The following is a 22,363-nucleotide window of genomic DNA, read 5'->3' as shown; positions in this document are numbered from 1 at the left end:
AAACTGCAACCCCTCCCCGCATAAAGATTCGTGCGTTATAACAGGCTACAAAAATAGCATAAACTCAGATATATGAGTCTAACCGAAACAAACCCAGAACTGATTCCAGAATGGGATCGCGAAAAAAATCTTCCACTCACACCGGATAACGTGACAAAAGGGTCAAGCAAACGAGTCTGGTGGAAATGTCCCAAAGGACATTCATGGCAATCACAGATAACTGTCCGAACCAGAGGACACGGATGCCCAGTCTGCACCGGACAGCTTATCGTCCCAGGCGTCAACGACCTGCCCACACTCCATCCGGAAATCATGAGCGAATGGGATGACAAAGCCAATCCAGTCGGAATGAAATCATCCAGCCGGTACAAAGCCCACTGGAAATGCCCACAAGGCCACAAATGGGTCACTGAAGTCCGACAACGTGCCCAACGCGGCCATGGCTGTCCCGTATGCGGGTCGAAATGGAACACTAGCTTCGGTGAGCAGACTTTGATGTTCTACCTGTCACGTGATTATTCTCGAACCGTACGTAATAGGGCCATAATAAAAGGCCAGGAAGCCGACGTATGGATTCCTGGGTTAAATACCGTCATCGAGCACGACAGCTGGAGATGGCATCCTGACACCACTGCAAAAGATCCCATATGGGTAGAGCACGGCTTAAACATTATTCACGTAGTTGCGGGCTTTCATAATAAAGTTGACGGCAACCGTATCGAATACGATTGCCGTCATGATACGCAGCGCAAGAATCTTGCGAACGCGGTCCAGCAGGTTGAACTGCTACTGGGCATTAAACCCGTTCGCCCTATCGATCCGAAGAAAGACAGTCCACGAATCCTACGCCGCTGCAGCCGCAAAAACTAGACAAGACGACGCCTGACAGGAATGGTTAAACCCAACAGTCCGATACCCAAGGATACAAGCATCAGCGGATTGGTCTCGCCAGTCGATGGCATGCTAGACAACATCTGACGGACGGTGATGACTCGTTTCACCGTTGTCTTGTATCCGACCGCATCCTGCACCGTATAAGTAAGCTCGTATGTTCCTTGCTTCGATGTGTCCACCGTTCCCGTAACCTGCAGACTAGGAAGAACATCACCATCCTCCGGGTCTGTGGCGGTCACGCCGGCCGTCGAATCAAACAAGGATCCGACGGGAATCGTCGTATCCTGAGCTCCGTTGATGACTGGGTAATTGTTCCTCCAAACGGCGTACAAGGTGACGGTCGAACCATAGGGAACACTGACCTTACCGTCCTTGTTCACTGAAGCGTCGGTTGCGGCATCATCCTGATTCCATCCGAGGAAGCTCCAGTGGGCTTTACTTGGCACGGTTCCATCCAATTGGAATGTGTGAGAGCCGGTTTTGCCCGTTGCGGTTAACGGTTTAAAATCGCCCGTACCGTCTTGTAGGTCAAATTTCAGTGTGGCGGTTTTGGTTGTTTGAGGGTCTGTCGGGGTGGTTGTATAGTCGGAGCAGCGATAGAACTGGTCAGTACTAAAGTCACCTACAGCATATTCGGCAACCCAGCAGTTACTACCGACCATTCGCTTCTTAATCTCTTTTCCGCTATTGTCGAGAATATGCACGTAAACTTGACCGGCTACGCCTTGTGAACCGTAAGGGAAAGCTGTATAGCTGGCGGATGCTTTATATGTGGTGTTCGCATATTTGAAGGTGATCCTCGTCTGGCATTTGTATTGTTCCAATAGGGCTGGCGGGCCGAGTGGAACCTTCAAAATTTGACCGTCCGGAAGATACATCCATGCCGCCATGTCGTTGGAGGCCACTTTGCAGTATTCGCTGGCATAATCAGCTCGTGCTGTATTCGGACTTATCATCGGTATCAACAGGATTGCGAGCGTGAAGACCAGGATTCGCCTAATAAATCCAAGCCCCCCCCCCGCAACATTTTAGCGTCGAACATAAGGAACTCCTTGCAAGAGAGAGAAAACGCCCGGACCCGCCAAGACAAGCGAATGGGCGCACCTTAAGGAATAACCCCAAGAGCACGCCCATTCTTATGGTTAATGGGAAAACTACGAGCGGATGCGCTTCCCTGCCGTAGCGGCAACACCGACGACGGACAAAAATATCGACAACAACCAAGGAGCATTCAATCCGTTTGGTACTCCAGTTGATGGCATGCTAGTCAAGAACTGTTGGACAGTGATCATTCTTTTCGCGGTCGTCTTATACCCAACCGCATCCTGTACTGTATAAATCAGCTCATATTGTCCCGGTTTGGATGCGTCCACAGTTCCTGTAATCCGCAGGCTTGGGAGAACATTGCCGTCCTCCGGGTCGGTCGCGGTCACACCGGCCTTAGGATCGAAAGAGGAGCCAACCGGGATAGTCTGATTGGTTACTCCTTTAAGCGCCGGGTAATAGTTCTGCCAAATTGCGTATAGGGTGACAGTTGAACCGTATGGAACGCTGATTGTGCCGGTTTTACTCACGGCGGCGGCCGTCGCATGCTGATCGGTGTTCCAGCCGAGGAAGCTCCAATGAGTTTTTGATGGTTCTGCGCCGGACAGTTTGAACGTCTTAGACCCTGAAGTGCCCGATGCGATCATATCAGTAGGCGCATTAACGCCGGTATTCGCATCGAATTTCAATATCGCTTGCTTGGGTGGCGTAGGCAATGAGATTTTGCCCGATGGGCCTCCGCAAGCTACCCATCCGGAAAGATCTCCGCCGAAAGCTCTATTGCAGGTAAATGAACCTAATTCTTTGGCTACTTTTCCAGTGTCTGCGAAATATACGGTTGCGCGTCCATATCCGGCAACTCCAGCTGAACCCAGAGAATAAACTTCCATCACTACGACATACTTCGTGCCCTTATATTTGAAATCCGCTGAATTGGCACAGCCACTCCCGCATCCTTCCGATGGAATCGCGTCAATGGAAACCTGTTTCCCAGTATCGAGGGTGAAGCTGAACAGATTGAAGTCGGCGGCCATAGCCATGTTTGGTGTCAGCAGGATTAAGAGAAGTATCGTTGCGAGAGTTATAAACTTAAGCCCCCCCCCGCAACCTTCTAATATCGAACATGAAAACTCCTTGCAAGAGAGGAACCCGCCCACGCCCGCAGAAACAAGCGAATGGGCGCACCTTGGAACTAATTCCAAAGCACGCCCATTCTCATGGTCCAATCAGCAACGTCGAATCAGACGGACAGCTTCCTTCGCCGCAACCCGATAGCAGCGCCCACCGCCACCAATCCAATCGAACCTGCAGCCAGAACATTCAACCCGTCAGGGGCGCCGGTGGTCGGCATCTGAACAACGCAATCATTCGTCGACGCACCCTGCGCCCCGTAAACCGCATACAGTTTCACGGTCGCCCCATACTGGACGGTCAGCTGATCGCCAGGCTGAAACACCGGTTTCGTCGCAGCTCGGCCCATCGCCCAGCCTAGGAACTCCTTGCCTGCTGGCGGGGTCGGCTTATTATGTCTGAGCGCAAACGTGGTGCTACCTGACGACGTCGAGGTCTTTGACTGGTAGGCGACAGCACCGGACCCTCCGTTCACGTCGTACATGACGACCGCTTTCAATTCGACTGGATCCGGATCAGTGCCACCACCTGAATCGGGGTCTTCTTTGGTGCATACAACCGTGTAATGAGGGGATTCCTCATAGTAAGTGCAATACGGGTACTCAGGATATCTTGACTGGCAGATGCTGATTGCCGTTTCCTCGCCAAGCCCTATTTCGCCTTTGCATGTCGCCGACCCGCCGATGGCATAGGAAGGCACAACCCCAAAGACAGCTAGACAGAACATTGCCAGAAGAGAGACCGTAAACTTAAGTCCCCCCCCCGCATATGATTTTCTAGAATCATAAAAACTCCTTGCAAGAGAGATTAAAGCCCAGACTCCCCGTATTCCAAGGTTCTGAGCATGGTCGAGCGAACTATTCTCGACGCAATAATTATCGGGCCGTCAAGCCAAGTAGTCTCACTCTTCTGAAAACCCTCGATAATGATGTTGCCTCAAAACGGCATGAACGCATGCCTATGACCGTTGTTATCACAATGGTTCACATAGGTTTCTCTCTTGCAAGGAGAACATATGATCAAACACAGTCTGTTGCGGGGGGGGGGGCTTAGGTTACTAACAATCCTCGTCGCAATACTATCAACACTGATACTAGCAATCCCCTCCCAAGCGGAAGACGGGTATCCGCTGTTCGCCATCACATTGGACACGGGTCAAACCGTGATTATGGATTCTAAAAGCGCGGATAGCTGCCCTCGTGGCTGCTACGGCACCGCCGGGTTTGTATACAAAGGCACGAATTACGTCCTTCGCATGGACGTCTTCTCCGTCGGGAATGGCACACCCAACCGAGGTGGGGGTCACGCCACAATCTCTGACTTGAACGGAAAACTAGTCAAAGACCTCGGAGATTTCGGCTGCATCCGAATCCGAGAAGGCGGACTGGACTCTTGGTGGGTCATGTGCGATAGCCCATCAGAACCGGTTTCACTACCTCAACCACAGAAGACCGCCAAACTGGTATTCGACGCCAACGGTGGTTCAAATGCTCCAACCCCTATGACCGCAACCGGAACCACAGGAGCAATAATATTCAAACTAAAAGGCAAAGAACCATCACAGGACCACTTCACCTTCCTAGGATGGAACACCGATAAGCACGCAACAGCAGCCACCGTCGACAAGAACGGTAGCGTTAGCGTCCCTTATGGTTCCACCATCACCCTTTATGCGATATGGCAGAGAATCCCCTCATCTAGACTCATCTACCATGCCGGCACCGACGAGAACAACCCGGTAGAACAATACACAAGAGAATCGGGAACGTCCGTAACGGTCTACGACTTCTCGGATTCGCATCTTAAAGCCGTTGGATTCACTGTACCGTCCGGAATGAAATTCGACCATTGGACTACTGCGTCGGATGGGACCGGGACAACATATTATGCGGACGCGAATTTCATTTATGGAACGACTGATGTCAACCTGTATCCTGTTTTCACACCATTGTTGACGTCAATGCCATCGACCGGGACTTCGGAGTCACCTATGCCAGCGGCAAGTCTGATGTTTATGTTTGCTGGTCTTGTCTGTTTTAGCAAGAAGCGCCTGCTCGGCTGAGCATAGGAACATCGGCTGGTTTCAATGGTTCAAATGAAACCGGTTGTTTTTCATCGCACGACGATAATGGGTTCGCCTTCGACCAATACGGAGGCGAACCCATTATCGTTGTTTTACAACGGTTCTTGTTGGGTTGCTCTCTTTGCAAGGAGATTTTATGTCTAATCACAATAGACTGCGGGGGGGGGGCTTAAGTTACCAGCTCGTGTCCTAGCCCTTATCGCTATCTGTCTGGCAGCAGTGACAGTTCCGGTATCTACCGCATACGCTGAATGCACGTCGTATAAGAGAGTGGACTTGTATGCCGATCAATATGAAGGACCTTCCAGCTGCCCTAGTGGCTATACTCTCCATACTTCATGCGGCGCATACTGGTGGGGAGACGGAGCTTATCTCGAACAAGGATGTATTTACAAAAATCAATGGTGGCGTACCTGCACAAGATCATGTTCCTATAATGGACCCACGTATCACACGTACTACGCGACTCTAACGTATAACGCGAACGGTGGTTCTGGCGCTCCGGCCGAACAGTCGAAATCCATTTACGCGACCAGTGCCTCGGGTTCCGTCAACTTCTCCATCAGCAGCAAACAGCCCACGCGCACGAACTACAAGTTCCTCGGATGGGATCAGAACAGCAAAGCGACCAAACCCGCATATCCGAAGGATAAAAGCGGGACTATCTCCGTCAGTTACGGTAGTTCCCAAACCCTATACGCTATATGGCAAAAAGTGGCTTCCTCGAAGCTCATCTACCATGGTGGCCCTAATGCGTCGGACCCGGTAGCCCAATATACGAGGGATGAAGGGTCGACGTTGAAACTCTATGATTTCAGCGACCCCAACCTGCAGTCGAAGAAGTTCACCGTCCCGGCGGGTATGAGGTTCGATCACTGGAACATTGATCCGAAGGGCGCCGGCACTAGCTATTATCCGAACGCTACATTCACCTACGGTGCCAAGGACGTCAACCTGTACCCAGTTTTCGTGCCATTGGTTTCGCAAATGCCATCAACCGGCGTGAACGGGGCAATGCTCTGGGGGGCAAGTCTTCTGCTCATGTCGAGTGGGATCATCATCCATCGCAGGAATAGAACAATCAACTAATTCATTTCAACAAGTCCGGGGAGACCGTATCCGACTACCGGAACGGTCTCCCCACCATCAAATACTTCAAGCCCAAAACGGACAAGCACGTCAAACGCAAGGAATAGAAACAACTATGACAACAAACCAGCAGGAAACCATCAAACCAAGTAACTCTCATCACATGGGGCCATGGGTGTGGCTGGTTGGAATCCTCTCCATTCTTCTCGCTATCATGACCTTCGCAGTCGGATATCTGCTAGCATCCAGCAAAACTGCGAACAACGCGCAGACAGCTCAGACGCAAACGGGCCAACAGCCAGAACCGGATATGAAACAGCTCGCGAAAACCTTGAACAGCGTAAACAACAAGCCCAAACGCGCCGGCAAGACCGGTGGTATCCTCTTCTCAAAAAACGGGTACAACAAGCCAATAAAAAACGTGCCAACCATAGGATTGTATGAGGAACCCCTCTGCCCCTACTGCGGCCAGCTCAACCGGACAATCGACCCAACCATTACCAAGCTTTTCGAAGCCGGTCAAATCAACGTGGACCTGTATCTGGTGAACTTTCTGAACCAGAATTCATCCGACGATTATTCCAATCGCGCTGCGAACGGAGCAGTCTACATCGCCGAACACGACGACAATCCGACACATCTGCTCGCATACATGACGAACATCTATACTCAGGATTTCCAGCCGCAGGAAGGCGACTCCTATAAGCCGGTAAGCAACGACCAGCTCAAGGAGCAGGCTGTGAAAGCCGGCGTAGACCCGGCCATCGCGGATAAAGCGTTCTCCGGCGTTCTTGAATACAAGGACTGGCTAGAAGCCGCCAACAACTATACGACAAGCAACCCGAAGGTTCAGAACCCGCAAGGCGGATTCTCCACTCCGACCATAACCGTGAACGGCAACTATTGGCCGGTGGACTCCTCGAATCCCGACGTCACGTCAAAACTCCTGAATGCCATTGACTTGAAGGAGAACCAAGTGGGTGGCCAGTCGAAGCCATCCATTGGTTCTAACAAGAAACCCATTGCCTGACATCAGTGAACGGTAGTAGCCTGTGCTCTCCTCCATGAGAGGAGCACAGGCTACTACCGTTCACTTACCAGCTGGTGCCGTAATGCCCCTGGCTTTAGCCATGGGGATGCAAGGCGCCCTTGTTTTTAAAAACAATCATTATATGATTTAATTAATGGACGAGTCCAAGACAGTCAAGCGGGCATACCGGTTCCGCTTCTACCCGACGGCGCAGCAGGAGAATCTGCTGCGCCGCACCCTGGGCTGCTGCCGACTCGTATACAACAAGGCGCTCGCCATACGCTCCGAGGCATGGACCAGCGAACACCGCAACGTGACGTTCAAGGACACGTGCGCCATGCTCCCCCAATGGAAGAAGACGCCAGGACTCGAATTCCTCAAGGACGTGTCCAGCGTGGCGTTGCAGCAGTCCCTCCGACACCTGCAGCAGGCGTACGCGAACTTCTTCAACCAGACCGGCGACTACCCCACGTTCAAGAAGAAATCCCACGGCGGGTCCGCCACGTTCATGAAAACCGCGTTCACCTGGGACGAGAAACGCAGGGAGCTCACGCTCGCCAAGACCGACCGGCCGCTGCCGGTCAGATGGTCTCGCACCATCCCCAGGGGATGCGAGCCCTCGAGCGTTACCGTGTCCCTGGATTCGGCGCAACGCTGGCATGTCAGCATCCTCGTGGAGACCACGGTCAGCCGACTGCGCAAACGGTCGAAAAGCGTGGGCGTCGACCTCGGCCTCGAATCGTTCGCCGTCACCTCGGACGGCGAGAAGATAGACAACCCCAGACACGCTCTCCGGGAAGCCAAGCGCCTCCGGAGAGCGCAGAAGGCCCTCAGCCGCAAGGCGAGGGGCAGCAACAACCGTCGCAAGGCACGGCTCAAGGTCGCGCGTATCCACGCCCGCATCGCGGACCGCAGACGCGACTTCCTGCACAAGCTCTCAACCCGATTGATTCGTGAAAACCAAACGATCGTCATCGAGGATCTGAACGTGCATGGAATGAGCAGCCGTGTCAAGGCGAAACCCGACCCCGACCGGCCCGGATCCTATCTCAGGAACGGGCAGAAGGCCAAGTCGGGGTTGAACCGGAGCATACTGGACGCCTCATGGGGCGAATTCCGCCGTATGCTCGAATACAAGGCCGACTGGTACGGTCGCCGACTGGTGGTCATCGACCGCTGGTACCCGTCCAGCCAGGTGTGTTCCACGTGCGGCAAACGCACGGGACGCAAACCGTTGAACGTCCGCGAATGGACATGCCCGTACTGCGGGACACACCATGACAGGGACATCAACGCGGCCGAAAACATTCTAGCCGCCGGACTGGCGGTCATAGCCTGCGGAGACGGTAGGACGGTCGAACGGAGAATACCCCGCGACACCGATCCGATCCGTCAATGAAACAGGAAGAACACCCGTCGCGAGACGGGAATCCCCCCGGCTTCAGCCGGGGGAGGAAGTCAATCTCATGGTCAGGGGAATTCGACTAGATACGAACTCGTCTTCTCAACGAAACAACGGTGCCAACAGCGGCAAGCACAACCGAAGCCGCACCCAAAGCATTCAACCCATCCGGAGCTCCTGTTGTAGGCATCTGAACAACACAATCGTTGAGAGTGGCCTGCGAACCGTACAAAGCATACATAGTTATCGTTGCCCCGTATTGGACTATCAGTTGATCACCCGGTTGCAACACCGATGGCTTAGCGGTAGTGGAATCCGGCTTGCTTAACGACCATCCTAGAAATACCTTGCCAGCCGGTGCAGTAGGCTTTCCTTTTCGAAGATTAAAAGTAAAGCTGCCGGCTTTATTTGAAGTTTTCGATTGGTCAGCGAAAGAACCTGTGCCGCCGTTCAGATCATATGAGATGGTAGCTGTGAGTTTCGTTCCGGTATCTGTTCCACCACCACTACTTGAATCGTCGGTGCAGATAACCATAGCATTGCCGGCACCTTGATCATAGTATTCGCAGTTGTCATAACCGGGATACATCTCTTGGCAGATACTGATTGCGGTATCCTCATCCCAAGCGTCGACTTTGCAGGTCACAGCACTCCCGGCGTGTGCCGGTATGACTCCAAGAAACGCCGCGCATAAGACTGCCAGAAGTGGGGTGAAGGTCTTTAACTTAAGCCCCCCCCCCGCGGTATGAATCGTAGGTTCATAGAAACTCCTTGCAAGAGAGAATCGCCCCGAAAACACATAGAAAATCAGATGGGCGAGCAATGGGGACCTATCCCCACAGCACGCCCATTCTCATGGTTTAATATGCGCTAGCAAATCAGAAGGAGTTTTTCCTTCGGCGCAGCAGCATCGCTAAACCAGTCGCGGCAACTCCTATCGAGCCCGCGGCCAGAACATTCGTTCCTTCGGGCGCTCCGGTTGTAGGCATCTGCACGACGCAGTTGCTATCGTCTGATGGGGTTCCGTACATGGCGTACAAGGTTATGGTCGCACCGTATTGGACGATGAGTTGATCTCCGGGTTGCAACACGGGTGGAGTTGCAGAAATGCTATACGGGCTTAGGGACCATCCCAGAAAGTTCTTACCTGTCGGCGGAGTTGGCTTGCCTTTTCTCAGCGTGAACGCGTAGCTGCCGGCCGTGGCTGAGGATGCGGTTTGGTTGGCGAATGAGCCGGTCCCTCCATTCAGCGAATATTTAATCGTAGCCGTGAGTCCTGTCCCGGTGTCTGTCCCACCTCCTGTGGAGCCCCCCTTGTAGTAGCAGTCGTATTCGTAGTAGCCCATATCGGGGTCGGAGCTGGTGAGGGTGCATGAGTACCCATACTTTTGAGGGTCCCCGTTGGCGCAAGATTCAGGATTGGGGCCGCCGTGACATGTATAGATAGGTCCTGCTTGTGCTTGGTTCGGGATGGTCAGAAGAAACAAGATAATAGTTACAGCCAGGGGGAACGTAAATAATCTAAGCCCCCCCCCCGCAGTGAATAGCGTAAATTCATAAGATGAGCTCCTTGCAAGAGAGGACCGCCCCAAAAACCGCGAAGAAACGCGAGCGGGCGAGCAATGGGATTCAACCCAAAGCAAGTCCATTCTCATGGTTCAAAACATATTCCAACCAGTTGGAACGTTTGGACGCCACACGACCGTTGTCAACCCGTCGGGCAAACCGGTTGACATGTTTTTATTGTTGATGTTGCGAGAGAACAGCGGTCATAGGATGATTCTTTAGGTTTCCCGGCATGACTTTGCTGTCGGGACCATGTTCGCGTAGGTGTTCCGAAACGTTTTTGTGTTTGCCTTCAGTTCTGGTCTTGGCGTGTCATTCCATCCACTTTTGTAAAACCGTTTTCGTTAAGACTGTATGCAGTAAACACACTTTCATTACAAAATGCCACACCGTGCCACACCGCTGCCACACCCGGCGTGGCAGCCCTCAGCCCTACTCCCATATAGTATTAGTAACCCCCGCCACACCGTAACGGCGGGATGTAAGTAAAAGCGGTAACAGAGGGTTTTGGGGGATGGGGGAGAGGTGGTATAGGCGGTGTGGCGGTGTGGCAACCCCCTCTCAGCCCTTACGGGAGTAGGGCTAAGAGGTGCCACACCGGGTGTGGCAGCGGTGTGGCACGGTGTTACACACAAAATCATGCGAAAACCGACGGGGAACCATCATGTCCGCGTCTCAAAACCCCGGGTGCAACCAGTACCATCAGCCAACAGAAACACACCCACACCCTCATCCAGGGAGCATCCATGGCCTCCAAAAAACAGCAACCCACCAAACCACGTCAGAAACCCAAGAAGCAACCCAAAGGCAAACCCGTCCGTTGGGGTGAATTCGAGAACGCCGACGAGGTCGAACTGGATGCGTGGAAGCAGGCGAGGAAGAAAACCAGTTGGGTGCGTATCCTCATGACCATGATCGCGTTCGGCGCGTTCATGGCACTCCCCATCTCCTTGGGTGCGTCTTCGACGGCGAACAACAGTCTGAGCAAGGTTGAAGCGTATGTGGCGAAAAGCTCCGACGTGAAACCCGGCAAACAGGCTGCCATGGAGGCGGTCACCAGTTGGTTGGACGGTGATTCGAGCCCGTTCCCGGAGGGTACGAGCAATCTGATCTGGGATGAGGCTCGACGTATCGGCACGACCACGGATGGTGAGGGTGTGACGACGGCGACGTGGAGTCACACGTTCAGTTTCATCAGCAAGGCGGATGGGACGACCCGTCAATGCTCCCAGTTGATCGATGTGAGCGGGGGCGTGAGCACGCCGAACGGGAAGCCGTCGCTGTTGCCGATGCAGACCGTGAACTCGACATCCTCATCGACCGGTACGACCGCGCCAAGCGGATACCGTCGAATCGATTCGACGGACACGTTGACGCAGATCATCCGCCAATGGGCGAAAGTGTACGTCGGCAAGGATGCGAACGCTTTGACCGTGAACGTCGCCGACCCGAACACGCAGCACGCCTACCAGCCGGCGGCCATCGGCACGTTGTCGAATGTGGGCATCAATTGGGCCGTCTACAGTCAGGAGGGGTTGAAGAAGGGCGAGACCAGCCCGTATGCGGCGGTGTCGGTGACGATCACGTTCACCCCGTACGGTGAGAAGACCGATAAGGGTACGGATACGGTGTCGCATTATTCGAACTCCACCACCAGCATGTGTCTGCTGGTGAAGAATCCGACTTCCGGTAGCGCGAAGGTCGTGGATTGGGGTGCGGACGGGTATATCAAGGGGTTGAAACCGTATCGGAATGCGGTCAACAAGTCGTTGATCAAGACGACGGAGGAGGATTCGTCATCGGATGAGACGTTGGATGGGTCCACGTTGGATGGTTCGGACTCGTCCTCGGATGGGACGACGGATGGTTCCAGCGACGAATCCACCGACGGCTCCAGTGACACGTCGACCGATGGTACTTCCACGGACGGCAGCAGCGACAAGACCGACAAGAGCACCGGTACGGATAGCAAGAAAGACACCGGCGGCCCGGCCACCGGTTCCGGTGACGAGGACACCTCATTCGACAGCGGCAAAACCGACACCAGTTCGGATTCGGCGAAATAACAGGAGGAGACCAGCATCATGGCGGATAAGAAAAACAACAATGACAGTGGCGACAACGGTTTCGGCGACTGGGTGAACAACAACGGCACCCTGATCGGGTTCATCATCGGAGCCGTGTTCGTGCTCGCCTTGGCGGGCAATGCGATCATGAGCCTCTTCTAAACGCGGCGGATTCACAGGTAGGGGACACCAATGGCAGGACGACGATCCGGAAACGGTGGCGGCGGGTTCAACATTCCCGGCATCATCACTACCATCCTCATCATCCTCGCACTCATCTGCGCCAGCGTCATCGTTGTCCGCGACGGCGCCTGGAACCGGGTCGTCAGCGCGCTCGGCGCCTCCCTCAACCAGGTTGACGGGGTCGAAGGGTTGAAACCCTCCGGCTCCGACTATGATTCGTTGGGATTGCATATCACCCTGCCGAAACCGCAGGCGAACCCGAACAACGATAGTTGGCAGAACCTCCAACCCAACACCAACACCGGTTCGAACGGCTGGCAGTTGCAGGCGAACCCGAACGGCACCACCAACGGAAACAGTGGAGTAGACGAGTCAACCGGTCTCCCCGCTGCGGCCACAAGTCCCATCACCTACCAGCAGGCCGCGCAAATCGCGCAAGACATCACCGTCGAAACCCCGCACCCCGCCGGCTACGACAGGGAAAAGGACTTCGGCACGTGGATTAACAGCGATAAAATGTGCGGGACGGCAACCACCCGCGACTACATCCTCGCCCGAGATTTGGTGAACACGACGCAGGATGCGAAGACCTGCAAGATCAAAACCGGCGTCCTCCACGACCCCTATACGGGAACGGACGTGAACTTCAAATACGGGCGCTCCACCTCGGCGGACGTGCAGATCGACCACGTCGTCGCGTTGAACGACGCCTGGGCTTCAGGCCTGTGGAAGCCGGATCGGGAGAAGGATCGCGTCGCCTATGCGAATGATCCCGAAGTGCTCCTCGCCTCCCAAGGGGATGCGAACAATCGCAAGAGCGAAGGCATCAACCTGTATTCGAAAGGCGTGCCCAACCGGTACAAGACCGTATGGAAGGACACCGGCCAGCAGCGTTGGCAGTACAGCACGCCATCCGTATGGTTGCCGTCGAATCAGACGTACCAGTGCGCGTACATGGCGAAGCGCGTGTACATCAAGAACAAGTACAAGCTGTCGATGAGCAAATGGGAGAAGGCTGAGACGGTGAGCTTCCTGCAGGGATGCGCGGCCTGACATGGATAATCGGATTGAAATTCGACTCACTCCGGAGCAGCGGCGACTGATCGAACAGGCCGCTAAACGTAGCGGGATGGACGCCGACCGGTGGGCGTTGTCCGTCCTGCTCGATGCGGCCGACGATGAACTGAGCGACTTCCCGCACACCATCCGTCTGAACGCCGAGGATTGGGAGACTTTAACGAAGGCGTTGGATGAGCCGATGCCCGAGCAGATGATCGAACTGATGGCGCGCAAACCGGATTGGAAGTAAGTATTTCCGCAGGAAACGCGCCGAATGCGTTGTTCCAGTGGTTTTCATGCTATAGTCTGTAAACGTGTTCGGGTGAAATTCCCGGCATAAGAGGTGTTTGACTCAAAACTTGTTTTGGGTTCATGTCTCTTCTCCGTCCCCGGCGGCTCTGTTTAACGTGTGGACAGCGTTTAAGCTTCTTCGCCGGGGTTTTCTTATATCTGCAGGCGGGTTGAAGGCCTCGAATTCGATGCAATTAACCTGACCATCGTCAGTGTCGGCGAATGCTACTGCAAGTTCCAGTAAAAAGCAGCAAAGGATAGCAACGTTTAGCAAACCAAATCAACGTGTATTCAATATCAGTATGGCACAGTTAGACACGCCGAACCAAACCCAAACAAACCGCACCAACAAGCCAAAAACACCACCCAAACCCCCTACACCATAAAACAACCACCACCAACAGTGATACAGTAAACACGCAACACAAAACCAGTAACACACTGAAAACGCCCACACATTCCGATGTCCTAAGGAACCGCCATGGAAGACAACCAAACACCGCCAGCCGTCAACGAAAGCTACGGCTACACCGGATACGGCGACGAACAAGACTTCCAGAACGACCCCTACACCGAAGCCTTCCGCCGCCTCCACCAAGGAGACGGATTCACCCCACTCCCCGGAGGCATCAACGTCGGCGACATCAACTACGTCGCCACAGGACTCCGCGAATGCAACGACGGCGAACGACCCGACTTCTACGACCGCCAAGCCCACGGCATCCACTACCCGCGAAGGGAAGACGAAGGCAAAGCCCCCAAGGAATGCTTCCACGAAGGCTACGCGCGCATGCTCTGGGACTACGTGCAAGGCAACATCTTCCAAGGCCTCAACATCGACGGCACCGACGACAAAACCCTCTACTGCAGGGACGTCGACATGAGCGGCGAAGGACGCCTCCTCGACTCCTGGCATGTACTCGACATGCAGAAGGAATACGTCATCCCCAAAACCGCATGGAACCCCATGTGGGTCGAACAAATGCTGTACGAAACCGGCAAACTCGAAACCCGCGTACGCCGAGGCATCAAATTCCGCAACGTCGTGTTCATCCGCCCCGGAACCGAATACCAGTTCGACCCGGTCGGCCGAATCGAACCCGGCAACCCGAAATTCAACGAACCGTATCTCGTCAACCTCGACTGCGACTTCGACGAGAAGGTCGCCGCGGAAGCGCGAGACCTGTTGAAGCTCATCACCACGAACGACAACGGGCACAGCGCCGAAAACCTCACCCGAATCTTCGCCACCCCGATGCTCGAACCCTACAAGCACCTCACCTACATCATGTACGGTGACGGTGGCAACGGCAAAGGTCTGATCGTCAAAAGCATGAAGGAGACCTTCAAGGAGAAGGTCGCCAGCGTCGACGCGCAGAAGATCCTCGGCGGACAGCGTGGCGGCGGCGGTTTCAGCACCGATCAGGAAGTGTTGAAACTGTTGGGCGCCATGTGGGCGTTTGATGAGGAGGCCAACGACATCACGTTGGAGCAGATGACGAACCTGAAGCGTATTTCCACCGGTGATCCGCTGGTGGCTCGTCGTATCCAGGAGAACGCCATCGAAGTGCAACCGTATGCGGCGTTCACCATCTGCTCGAATAATCCGGTCGTCACCACCATGACCGCCGCGTCAGCACGCCGATTCGCGTTCATCCGCATGAGCGAAAACAAGGATTGGGCGATCCGCGAAAAGGATCCAAACAATCCCATGGATCGCGAAACCGCGATGATGCGCATCCGCTCGTTCATCAAGAAACACAAGGCGAACGGATGGATGATGGCCAGCTGCGCCCTCTGGGAGCAGGATGAGGCCAACCGTATCCGCATGGAACGCGACCGCGCCGCAGCCATCCGCCGTGGAGACGAGAAGCTTCCCCCGCATTGGGAGGATCATTGGACCGATGTCGTCATCGGCAGCAGCAGTGATCTGACGCGAGCCCAGGAATGGTATATCAGCCGTATCCTCGAACACGGGTATGCGATCAGCCGTGAATGCCCGTATCGTGAGAACGACATCGAACACAAGAACAGCATCGCCATGCTCGGCCTCGAATCCAGCACGAAGCGTATCGACGGCGTCAACCGTCGCGTACTCGTCATCGCCAAGAACGGCAAGCAGCGTTTCGACAATTACGCGCAACAGTTCCGCGAGGACGAAAAGACCGCCGACATTCCACCGGAAATCCCCTACAGTGAGGATGATGAACCGGAAGGCTGGGATATCAAGAACCCGCCCGCCGAACCGGAAGCGGGGGAGAAGCGGTCGACGTATGCTCCCGTGAAGGAGTCGAAGTCGAAGACCGGGAAGAAGACCTCGGAGTCGAAGCCCAAGGCGAAGGCGAAGTCCCGCAAGACCACCAGTAGGAAGTCTGTGGCGAAGCCGATTCCGGTCAAGAACCCGAACCCGGTAGCCTACTATGATCCAGCCAAACCGGATGACGACCCGCACGTGGATTTGTCGCCGGACGAATATCCGCCTGAAGACTATGGGCCGGATAACGTACCGCAACCACCCGCCGGATGGGATGACGAGATTCCATTGCCTGACGAGGAGCCAGCATCTCCGGAGTATGAGCCGCCTGAAAACTAGTTAACCGCTTGTGGTGGCCGGGGAGTCAAGTACTCTCCGGCCACCACAAGCCCCTGATCAGACAAATATTCGCAAGTAAGGAACAAGTATGGACGAAGACGACACCATCGCCATCCACCTCATACCGCGTCTGGTGACCGCGGATGCGCCCTCATTGGATGAATCGTTGGCGACGCTCAATATCACCGGAGACACCAGCAATACGACTATCAACCCTTTGGCTGTCCGACTGTTTGCCATGCTCGGCCGCTGGTCGAACGTCGTGGACGCTGATTTCGACGTGGAACCTATGCTGTTCGAACGGTACGAGCTGATTGATGACGGCGCGTTCCCGCCTGCCGCGATGCCGGTCATCACACTGGTATTGCAGGGCAGTGATATCCAGAAGCAGACGGCCGAATTCTATACCGAGGAAGCCATCGCAGGCGCCAACATTGCCCTGCAGCATATCCTCGCCGCCGCCGTCGAACAAGACGACGTCAACCAGAACGGCGAGGGTCAGTAATGGGGTGGCTTGTCGCGATGATCGCAGTCGATACGCTGTGCCTTATGACCAGTATGTTCCTCACCTGCATGCTCGCCATCCGCCCGGACAGGAAGTCGGCTCGCATGAGAGTATGGCGTCTGCTGGCTCCGGTCACGCTCGTGACCGCTCTGCTGCGTATCGTCTCCGATGTTCTTATCTTGCAGTCGGCTGACACGGGGAAGCCGAATTCGCTGGTCATCGGCCTGTTCTTCCTCGTCTCCCTATTGATCGCAACCGGGGTTCTTGGCAATACGCCCATCGAAACCCCAACCGACAATCCGGCGAATATCATCCGACGTTAGCTGCAGCCGCACAAGCCGTTGTGCAGCATCCGCTGATACGTGTTCAACACAAACATGGTGACGTCCAACTGGCAGGCCATGGAATACGGGTCCGCGTCACACTCGTGTTCGGCGCGACGGTACGCATCCGGACTGATCAGCAGTAGGGCGGTCTCCTGTTGGGCGCGGTTCTCTTCATGCTGGCCCAGCCAACTGCTGCACCCCTGGTCACCGTGCTTCCAGTGGACGAGCTCGTGCACCAAGGTGCAGCGTTTTTGCACGTTGGTCATACGACTGTCGATGAGAATCGTCTTCAAATCCTCATCGTAGACACCGGTCAAATGCTCGTCACGGATCACATCCTCGGTGACATGCACATCCGTATGATCCAACGCCTGAAGCATCTGATCATACGACATACGCCCATTGACAGGCATGATTCGTCCCGGCAGGGTGCCCCCGCGCCCGTAAGCCTTATGGTCGATGAGAATCACAACCCCTCCTCCTTGTCGACCGGACGACTACCAGTGTTCAGCGGCCTTCACCGCCTTCCATCTCCTGCATCTTGAACGGATCATTGTTGGCCGCCAACGCCATGTTGCTCTTGCGGAGTTTGGCCATGAGCAATAGCTTGCGGTCCTCGTCGGTCAGGGTGACGCCGGTGATCGCACCGTTGATGAACTGGTCTATGGGAAGCTGCCATGCGTTGCAGATGATCTCGACGTCGCCGAACGCCCACTCCTTGTCGAGGTTGATCCTGTCGCGTATGTATTTCTCGCTGCGTCCGGTGAGGCGGGCGAGTTCGCGGTTGGAGGCGCGGTGGATGCCCATCTGCGAGAGGATGGCGGTGTTGATGCGTTTGGCGAGGTCGCTGACTCCTAGGTTTGTTCCCATGGTTGTCATGGTAGCTGCTTTTTGGTTGGCGTTTGCGTTTCGGCGTGTTGGAAGACACGCCGTCTTGTTTGCGTTTGCGTGCATCTGCACGCACAATATGGGTCAGGTTCAGAATCCAAACACAGAGAAACATCAACGAAGAGGACACATGAATACAAACGAAATCCCGCATCGCAACCCGGTCATCACCACCACCATCCAGCATCTCATCACCGAAATGCCCGACCAGGATTGGACGCCCGCCACCCCGGAGGACCTCGACGGCAAGCACGTCGTCTTCTCACTCGCATGGCACACCAGCACACCATCCGGCCACGGATCGTTCCTCACCGTCCCGGCGGCGGGGGAGGACGGCGAACCTTACCTCATCCGCCTCCATGCGTTGGCCGAGGGTGGCATGCTCACCGAACTCCGCGGTTTCAATGAGGCGGAGACGGATCTGCGGGTGGCGTTGTTCAACCTGATCTGCGGTTTCGACGACTAGCGAAACAGCTTCGAACATTCAGGAATCGGCAAGCGAAACGCCGTAACTTTGGAGCCAGAGACAAAAGGCGATATTCTGAAAGTGTCCACACGTAGTATGCCCGAAAACCGGGCGTACACAGAACACAACAGGAGAAACCAAAGACAAAGGCCCCAAACACATGACCACCACCACACCACCCACAACCACCAAACGAACCAAAACCCCAAACCAGGCGCTACTCGCCATCTGGGACTCCTACGTCGACCGATGGAAAACCACCACACTCATCAACGGCAGCATCGGCAGCGCAGCCCCACTCCTCCTCGCCTGGTACAACACACCAAGCCAAGCCCTCCAACTCACCCTCAACGGCACCATCACCAACCTCAAAACCCTCGAACAGGAAACCCCCAAACAACGCACCCTCCGCAAATGGGAAAGCGTACTCGACAGGTTCCAAGTCTCCAAAGCCGAAAACCTGTACGCCTACACCGTGTACGAACAGTGGGAAATGATCGAAATCCACGATGACGGCACCACCAAAGCCCACCGGTTGGACGACATGCTCGGACTCGAGTCCCGATATCACGCCGACCAGATCAAAGGGCTCGAAACGATCAGCCGCGAGGACGCGCGACCCGGAGACTACTGCCTGTACCGTTGCGGGGGAGCCTGGTCGTTGGATGAAATCCAACGGGACGGGTATTTCCCTGATTTCGAATGGTTGGACCGGTGGGGACAGCTTGCGAAGTTCTATCGTAGGGGGATGGAATATCCCGTGTCTTTCCGCAGGTAAAACACCGATACACTAATATTCACCACACGTATTTTGCGGAAGGAACCCAAAACAATGAGCGAAACCCTCGGAACGATCATGGATCGTCTCGACGAAAAAACAGTACTCGACCTGCACTTCACCCACGATGACGGGCCACGATACGCCATCCCCGACCCGTTGGCCACACACCCGTCGGTCGGAAAACTCAAGGACAATCCGTACCTGCGTGACCTGCCGGTCGAAAGCCGCGACCGATACTCCACCCCATACATTCCCAACGGGTACGACGTGTTCATTCCGGCGAAGTTCGACCGTCAGGAGTGGAAGAACAGCCGTAACAACAGCAGCAACAACTGACCGACTAAGCCAGTCAAGGAGACCTAAGAATATGAGCGAAGAAAACCTCAAGACCACCACGCCCGCCGGCAGCCAGCCGCAGTCCACGGAACCCGAAGCCCCCACCATCAAGGAGGAGGCCAGCCCCGCACAGCCAGCCGCCGAACCGACGCCCGCCGCCGGCGAGCCCGACGTGAAGCCGGAGACCGACACCAAGCCCGAGCCGGCCGAGGATAAGACCAAGACCGACAAGAAGCCCGCTGCCAAGAAGGACGAGCCCGTCATCGTCGGACTCACCTCCACCATGCGAACCAAGGAACTCAAAACCGCGAAAAGCAACGCCATCTGGGACGCCTGCCTCGCCCTCATCGTCGTCGCCGTCTGCATCTACCTCGTCATCCACGAAATCCAAGCCAAAGACACCAGCAACCTTGCCCTCGTCATCGTGGACGCGCTCCTCACCATCTACTTCATCTACACCGCCATCAAATCCTACCTGACCATCGGCATCACCCGCGCCCGCCACCAGGCCGAAGACCTGCTCGTCAAAGACCTGCATCGCCTCGCCGTCAAAGACAGCCAGCGCACGCACGGCAACGAAATCCCCGGTGTTCCAGAAATCCGCAAGCATCTCGCCGACTACTTGGAAACCCATCAGAACGATTTCGACCTGAACATGGACGGCGAAGCATCCCAGAACAACAAGAACCTGCTCACCTACATCAGCATGCTCGATCTGTTGCTGGGTGAAGAGGATGCGGTCGTGTTCAAGAAGTACGCGAAGGCCGCCGTCGACCATCCGAAGGCCCTGGGACAGATCCACGCCATGTACGATTCCCGCACCGAGGAGAAGGACTCCGAGTGACCGGCGCCAAAACGAAAGGCTCTGTTAAACCAAGATTGACATGAATCCATGTCTGGCTACCCCTCAGTCGGCTTCGCCGACAGCTCCCCTGACAAGGGGAGCCGAGAATAAGGGCCATGTCAATCTTGGTTTAACAGAGCCAAACGAAAACCCGCACTCGGAAGACGACCACGGGGAAGAAGCCTCCGGTTGCCAAACCGAAGGAAACCCAATCCCGGCCGAAGGTGAAACCGACCCGATACCGGCTGATCATCCCAACGGAAGGTGAAAAAGACGGCGGCGACATCATCGCCGAAATCCACTTCACCAAACACGAGGATGGACAAATCTACTATGATTCCGCCGTCGTCCCCGACGCCGTACCATCCAGCCTGTTCGACACCTACACCGGCCAGTTGAACGCCGTCAACCCGACCATGAAACGACGGGTACGCGAACACTACTGGCTGGTCACCGGCAACCGGAAACACACAGGCGATGAGGTCGTAGCCGAATTCGAATGCGCTCCCAACGAGCGGAACCGGATGCAAACCGACCACATCATCCTCCCCGGCGTCGAAACACCCGAGGAACTGGGCACATTGACCGCCTTGCATTTCATCGGAGCCACCTACCGGAAACACGAACGACTGCAGGAGACCGACCCGGAGTGAAAACCGACATCAAACGCATCATCACGATCTGCACGGTCTCAACCATTCTCTGGGGTGTTGCCGTAATCGTCACCAGTGTCCGGCGAACGTTGGGCTGGCAGTTGTGGGTGCGCGTCGGTTTGCTGTGGATGCTGATCTCCGTGGTCGCCATGGTCGTGGCTTTGCTCGTGTACAAGGTGGAGTCCGACCAGGAGCAGGCCGAAACGGTCGCCCGCCAGTCTATTTACGAGCTCGGTAACTGGTATGCGACGAGAACCGATCTGGACCGGCTGGACGGCATCATCAGCCTGCGTGAACGGTTGGGATTGCAATTGCAGATCGCACAGAACATGCCCCTCGAACAGCTCACACCGGCAATCCAGACGATGCGAACGATGGACGCAAGTAGCGGGGAACAGCATGCCGAAGTCCTCAACCAGTATTTGACCGACATGTCCAGGAAACCAGCCCTCTGGAAACAGCAAACAGCCTACCGGCAGCAACAGGCGGCCGTCAGCATGAACGGGACAAGCAAGGAATGAACCAGAAAATCAGGAGCAGAATCATCCTGAACATCATCGCCCTCACAGCATGGACAGGTTTGGGAGTCTACTGTCTGCAAGCCAAGCCCATGCTGTGGATGGTCGGAACAATCCTCGGATTCGCCATGGCTGCGGTAACCTTGTGCATGCTCGCATTCCTGGTCTTCGTGGACCACAAGCTGCGCATGTCCACTCAGGTCATGCCGTTGATGCGCCAATCGGTGCTGGAACTGGCCGACTGGTATGCGACAAGAACCGACATCCAAACAATCCCAGGTATCAGCGAACTGCAACGGAAACTGTCAAAGGAAATCATCCAATTCCGGACAGACAACAGGATCGGCCCTGGCATCACCATGAAAACCATGAGCGCCATGGACCAGCTCACCGGAGAAAAACACGCGCTCGTCCTCGACTGCTATCTGGACGAACTCATGGAACACCCCGAACACAGTCAGACGGTGACCGAAGCCTATCGGCGCAAACAGCAGGAAATCAGCTGACCGGAACCATCATCATTTCAAGGGGAACCAAACACACTCTTTTACGGGGACAAAGATAATGATTCGAACGAAAACAGTCAGGGATGCGTTCATCCAGCATCCGCCAAAA

At 55.2% G+C, this 22,363-nt stretch carries 25 protein-coding genes and 1 pseudogene; 20 read left to right on the top strand and 6 right to left on the bottom strand.

What is annotated here, in order from left to right:
• Positions 1-72 precede the first annotated feature (72 nt).
• Positions 73-870, top strand: coding sequence for a zinc-ribbon domain-containing protein (locus tag DF196_RS01950; protein WP_109056259.1), 798 nt, complete (start codon positions 73-75; stop codon positions 868-870).
• Here DF196_RS01950 and DF196_RS01945 read toward each other — a convergent pair.
• The 3 genes from DF196_RS01945 to DF196_RS13205 all read right to left on the bottom strand — a co-directional run bounded on the left by DF196_RS01945 (position 867) and on the right by DF196_RS13205 (position 3,796).
• Positions 867-1,784 (bottom strand): DUF5011 domain-containing protein, encoded by a 918-nt coding sequence (locus DF196_RS01945; protein ID WP_158276245.1) that lies wholly within the window; start codon positions 1,782-1,784, stop codon positions 867-869. The two genes, DF196_RS01950 and DF196_RS01945, sit on opposite strands and share 4 nt — an antisense overlap.
• Before the next feature lie 264 nt (positions 1,785-2,048).
• Positions 2,049-2,972 (bottom strand): immunoglobulin-like domain-containing protein, encoded by a 924-nt coding sequence (locus DF196_RS01940; RefSeq protein ID WP_158276244.1) that lies wholly within the window; start codon positions 2,970-2,972, stop codon positions 2,049-2,051.
• A gap of 206 nt (positions 2,973-3,178) precedes the next feature.
• Positions 3,179-3,796, bottom strand: coding sequence for a hypothetical protein (locus tag DF196_RS13205; RefSeq protein ID WP_146194664.1), 618 nt, complete (start codon positions 3,794-3,796; stop codon positions 3,179-3,181).
• 288 nt (positions 3,797-4,084) lie between these two features.
• Between DF196_RS13205 and DF196_RS01930 the strand changes: the two genes are divergently transcribed.
• The 5 genes and pseudogenes from DF196_RS01930 to DF196_RS01915 all read left to right on the top strand — a co-directional run bounded on the left by DF196_RS01930 (position 4,085) and on the right by DF196_RS01915 (position 8,670).
• On the top strand, positions 4,085-5,131 hold the full coding sequence (locus tag DF196_RS01930; RefSeq protein ID WP_109056255.1) for an InlB B-repeat-containing protein: 1,047 nt from the start codon (positions 4,085-4,087) through the stop codon (positions 5,129-5,131).
• Between the two features lie 240 nt (positions 5,132-5,371).
• Positions 5,372-5,842 (top strand): annotated as a pseudogene (locus DF196_RS14165) (InlB B-repeat-containing protein); the annotation flags it as partial.
• A 108-nt stretch (positions 5,843-5,950) separates the two neighbouring features.
• On the top strand, positions 5,951-6,241 hold the full coding sequence (locus DF196_RS13750) for a hypothetical protein (RefSeq protein WP_146194663.1): 291 nt from the start codon (positions 5,951-5,953) through the stop codon (positions 6,239-6,241).
• Positions 6,242-6,356: 115 nt separating this feature from the next.
• Complete coding sequence (locus DF196_RS01920) at positions 6,357-7,271, top strand: DsbA family protein (RefSeq protein ID WP_109056253.1); 915 nt, start codon at positions 6,357-6,359, stop codon at positions 7,269-7,271.
• Positions 7,272-7,425: 154 nt separating this feature from the next.
• Positions 7,426-8,670, top strand: coding sequence for an RNA-guided endonuclease InsQ/TnpB family protein (locus DF196_RS01915; protein ID WP_109056252.1), 1,245 nt, complete (start codon positions 7,426-7,428; stop codon positions 8,668-8,670).
• Positions 8,671-8,755: 85 nt separating this feature from the next.
• Here the strand turns inward: DF196_RS01915 and DF196_RS13190 are convergent, their stop codons facing one another.
• Entirely contained in the window at positions 8,756-9,319 is a 564-nt protein-coding gene (locus DF196_RS13190) for a hypothetical protein (RefSeq protein WP_146194662.1), read from the bottom strand.
• Between the two features lie 1,666 nt (positions 9,320-10,985).
• On the opposite strand from DF196_RS13190, the gene DF196_RS01905 reads away from it, so the two are divergent.
• The 7 genes from DF196_RS01905 to DF196_RS01880 all read left to right on the top strand — a co-directional run bounded on the left by DF196_RS01905 (position 10,986) and on the right by DF196_RS01880 (position 17,259).
• Positions 10,986-12,305, top strand: coding sequence for a hypothetical protein (locus DF196_RS01905; RefSeq protein ID WP_109056250.1), 1,320 nt, complete (start codon positions 10,986-10,988; stop codon positions 12,303-12,305).
• Between the two features lie 18 nt (positions 12,306-12,323).
• A complete protein-coding gene (locus DF196_RS13390) occupies positions 12,324-12,467 on the top strand; it encodes a hypothetical protein (protein ID WP_158276242.1) in 144 nt (47 codons plus the stop codon).
• Positions 12,468-12,497: 30 nt separating this feature from the next.
• Complete coding sequence (locus DF196_RS01900) at positions 12,498-13,541, top strand: GmrSD restriction endonuclease domain-containing protein (protein WP_109056249.1); 1,044 nt, start codon at positions 12,498-12,500, stop codon at positions 13,539-13,541.
• A gap of 1 nt (position 13,542) precedes the next feature.
• Positions 13,543-13,797, top strand: a complete 255-nt coding sequence (locus DF196_RS01895) for a type II toxin-antitoxin system TacA family antitoxin (RefSeq protein WP_109056248.1) — start codon at positions 13,543-13,545, stop codon at positions 13,795-13,797.
• A 522-nt stretch (positions 13,798-14,319) separates the two neighbouring features.
• A complete protein-coding gene (locus tag DF196_RS01890) occupies positions 14,320-16,431 on the top strand; it encodes a primase-helicase family protein (RefSeq protein ID WP_109056247.1) in 2,112 nt (703 codons plus the stop codon).
• Positions 16,432-16,519: 88 nt separating this feature from the next.
• Positions 16,520-16,936 (top strand): hypothetical protein, encoded by a 417-nt coding sequence (locus DF196_RS01885; protein ID WP_109056246.1) that lies wholly within the window; start codon positions 16,520-16,522, stop codon positions 16,934-16,936.
• A 44-nt stretch (positions 16,937-16,980) separates the two neighbouring features.
• Positions 16,981-17,259, top strand: coding sequence for a hypothetical protein (locus DF196_RS01880; RefSeq protein WP_146194661.1), 279 nt, complete (start codon positions 16,981-16,983; stop codon positions 17,257-17,259).
• Here DF196_RS01880 and DF196_RS01875 read toward each other — a convergent pair.
• Complete coding sequence (locus tag DF196_RS01875) at positions 17,256-17,732, bottom strand: ImmA/IrrE family metallo-endopeptidase (RefSeq protein ID WP_109056244.1); 477 nt, start codon at positions 17,730-17,732, stop codon at positions 17,256-17,258. The two genes, DF196_RS01880 and DF196_RS01875, sit on opposite strands and share 4 nt — an antisense overlap.
• Before the next feature lie 37 nt (positions 17,733-17,769).
• The gene (locus DF196_RS01870) at positions 17,770-18,132 is read right to left on the bottom strand and encodes a hypothetical protein (RefSeq protein WP_146194660.1); all 363 of its coding nucleotides are present in this window, start codon (positions 18,130-18,132) and stop codon (positions 17,770-17,772) included.
• 148 nt (positions 18,133-18,280) lie between these two features.
• On the opposite strand from DF196_RS01870, the gene DF196_RS01865 reads away from it, so the two are divergent.
• The 7 genes from DF196_RS01865 to DF196_RS01835 all read left to right on the top strand — a co-directional run bounded on the left by DF196_RS01865 (position 18,281) and on the right by DF196_RS01835 (position 22,254).
• Positions 18,281-18,616 (top strand): hypothetical protein, encoded by a 336-nt coding sequence (locus DF196_RS01865; protein ID WP_109056242.1) that lies wholly within the window; start codon positions 18,281-18,283, stop codon positions 18,614-18,616.
• A gap of 160 nt (positions 18,617-18,776) precedes the next feature.
• The gene (locus tag DF196_RS01860) at positions 18,777-19,394 is read left to right on the top strand and encodes a hypothetical protein (RefSeq protein WP_109056241.1); all 618 of its coding nucleotides are present in this window, start codon (positions 18,777-18,779) and stop codon (positions 19,392-19,394) included.
• Positions 19,395-19,448: 54 nt separating this feature from the next.
• Complete coding sequence (locus tag DF196_RS01855; RefSeq protein ID WP_109056240.1) at positions 19,449-19,733, top strand: hypothetical protein; 285 nt, start codon at positions 19,449-19,451, stop codon at positions 19,731-19,733.
• A 31-nt stretch (positions 19,734-19,764) separates the two neighbouring features.
• Positions 19,765-20,577: a hypothetical protein gene (locus DF196_RS01850; RefSeq protein ID WP_109056239.1), complete on the top strand. Its 813-nt coding sequence runs from the start codon at positions 19,765-19,767 to the stop codon at positions 20,575-20,577.
• A gap of 224 nt (positions 20,578-20,801) precedes the next feature.
• Complete coding sequence (locus DF196_RS01845) at positions 20,802-21,230, top strand: hypothetical protein (RefSeq protein ID WP_109056238.1); 429 nt, start codon at positions 20,802-20,804, stop codon at positions 21,228-21,230.
• Positions 21,227-21,751 carry a hypothetical protein gene (locus DF196_RS01840; protein WP_109056237.1) on the top strand — a complete coding sequence of 175 codons (525 nt, stop codon included), beginning with the start codon at positions 21,227-21,229 and terminating at the stop codon, positions 21,749-21,751. Before DF196_RS01845 ends, DF196_RS01840 begins: the two co-directional genes overlap by 4 nt.
• Positions 21,748-22,254: a ComEA family DNA-binding protein gene (locus tag DF196_RS01835; RefSeq protein WP_109056236.1), complete on the top strand. Its 507-nt coding sequence runs from the start codon at positions 21,748-21,750 to the stop codon at positions 22,252-22,254. The genes DF196_RS01840 and DF196_RS01835 overlap by 4 nt, the downstream gene beginning before the upstream one ends.
• The last annotated feature ends 109 nt before the right edge of the window (positions 22,255-22,363 follow it).

The sequence above is a fragment of the Bifidobacterium callitrichidarum genome, from assembly GCF_003129905.1.
GTDB classification, from domain to species: domain Bacteria; phylum Actinomycetota; class Actinomycetes; order Actinomycetales; family Bifidobacteriaceae; genus Bifidobacterium; species Bifidobacterium callitrichidarum.
The sequence above is the reverse complement of the archived record's forward strand: the minus strand, read 5'-3'. Positions and strand labels throughout refer to the sequence as shown.

Bases quoted from the DNA above. Each gene is read 5' to 3' on its own strand.
- DF196_RS01865 (WP_109056242.1), top strand. From the start codon at position 18,281: ATGAATACAAACGAAATCCCGCATCGCAACCCGGTCATCACCACCACC.
- DF196_RS01950 (WP_109056259.1), top strand. From the start codon at position 73: ATGAGTCTAACCGAAACAAACCCAGAACTGATTCCAGAATGGGATCGC.
- DF196_RS01895 (WP_109056248.1), top strand. From the start codon at position 13,543: ATGGATAATCGGATTGAAATTCGACTCACTCCGGAGCAGCGGCGACTG.
- DF196_RS01885 (WP_109056246.1), top strand. From the start codon at position 16,520: ATGGACGAAGACGACACCATCGCCATCCACCTCATACCGCGTCTGGTG.
- DF196_RS01915 (WP_109056252.1), top strand. From the start codon at position 7,426: ATGGACGAGTCCAAGACAGTCAAGCGGGCATACCGGTTCCGCTTCTAC.
- DF196_RS01870 (WP_146194660.1), bottom strand. From the start codon at position 18,132: ATGGGAACAAACCTAGGAGTCAGCGACCTCGCCAAACGCATCAACACC.
- DF196_RS01920 (WP_109056253.1), top strand. From the start codon at position 6,357: ATGACAACAAACCAGCAGGAAACCATCAAACCAAGTAACTCTCATCAC.
- DF196_RS01850 (WP_109056239.1), top strand. From the start codon at position 19,765: ATGAGCGAAGAAAACCTCAAGACCACCACGCCCGCCGGCAGCCAGCCG.
- DF196_RS01900 (WP_109056249.1), top strand. From the start codon at position 12,498: ATGGCAGGACGACGATCCGGAAACGGTGGCGGCGGGTTCAACATTCCC.
- DF196_RS01930 (WP_109056255.1), top strand. From the start codon at position 4,085: ATGATCAAACACAGTCTGTTGCGGGGGGGGGGGCTTAGGTTACTAACA.
- DF196_RS01860 (WP_109056241.1), top strand. From the start codon at position 18,777: ATGACCACCACCACACCACCCACAACCACCAAACGAACCAAAACCCCA.
- DF196_RS13390 (WP_158276242.1), top strand. From the start codon at position 12,324: ATGGCGGATAAGAAAAACAACAATGACAGTGGCGACAACGGTTTCGGC.
- DF196_RS01945 (WP_158276245.1), bottom strand. From the start codon at position 1,784: ATGGCGGCATGGATGTATCTTCCGGACGGTCAAATTTTGAAGGTTCCA.
- DF196_RS01940 (WP_158276244.1), bottom strand. From the start codon at position 2,972: ATGGCCGCCGACTTCAATCTGTTCAGCTTCACCCTCGATACTGGGAAA.
- DF196_RS01880 (WP_146194661.1), top strand. From the start codon at position 16,981: ATGACCAGTATGTTCCTCACCTGCATGCTCGCCATCCGCCCGGACAGG.
- DF196_RS01835 (WP_109056236.1), top strand. From the start codon at position 21,748: ATGAACCAGAAAATCAGGAGCAGAATCATCCTGAACATCATCGCCCTC.
- DF196_RS01855 (WP_109056240.1), top strand. From the start codon at position 19,449: ATGAGCGAAACCCTCGGAACGATCATGGATCGTCTCGACGAAAAAACA.
- DF196_RS01890 (WP_109056247.1), top strand. From the start codon at position 14,320: ATGGAAGACAACCAAACACCGCCAGCCGTCAACGAAAGCTACGGCTAC.
- DF196_RS13205 (WP_146194664.1), bottom strand. From the start codon at position 3,796: ATGTTCTGTCTAGCTGTCTTTGGGGTTGTGCCTTCCTATGCCATCGGC.
- DF196_RS01905 (WP_109056250.1), top strand. From the start codon at position 10,986: ATGGCCTCCAAAAAACAGCAACCCACCAAACCACGTCAGAAACCCAAG.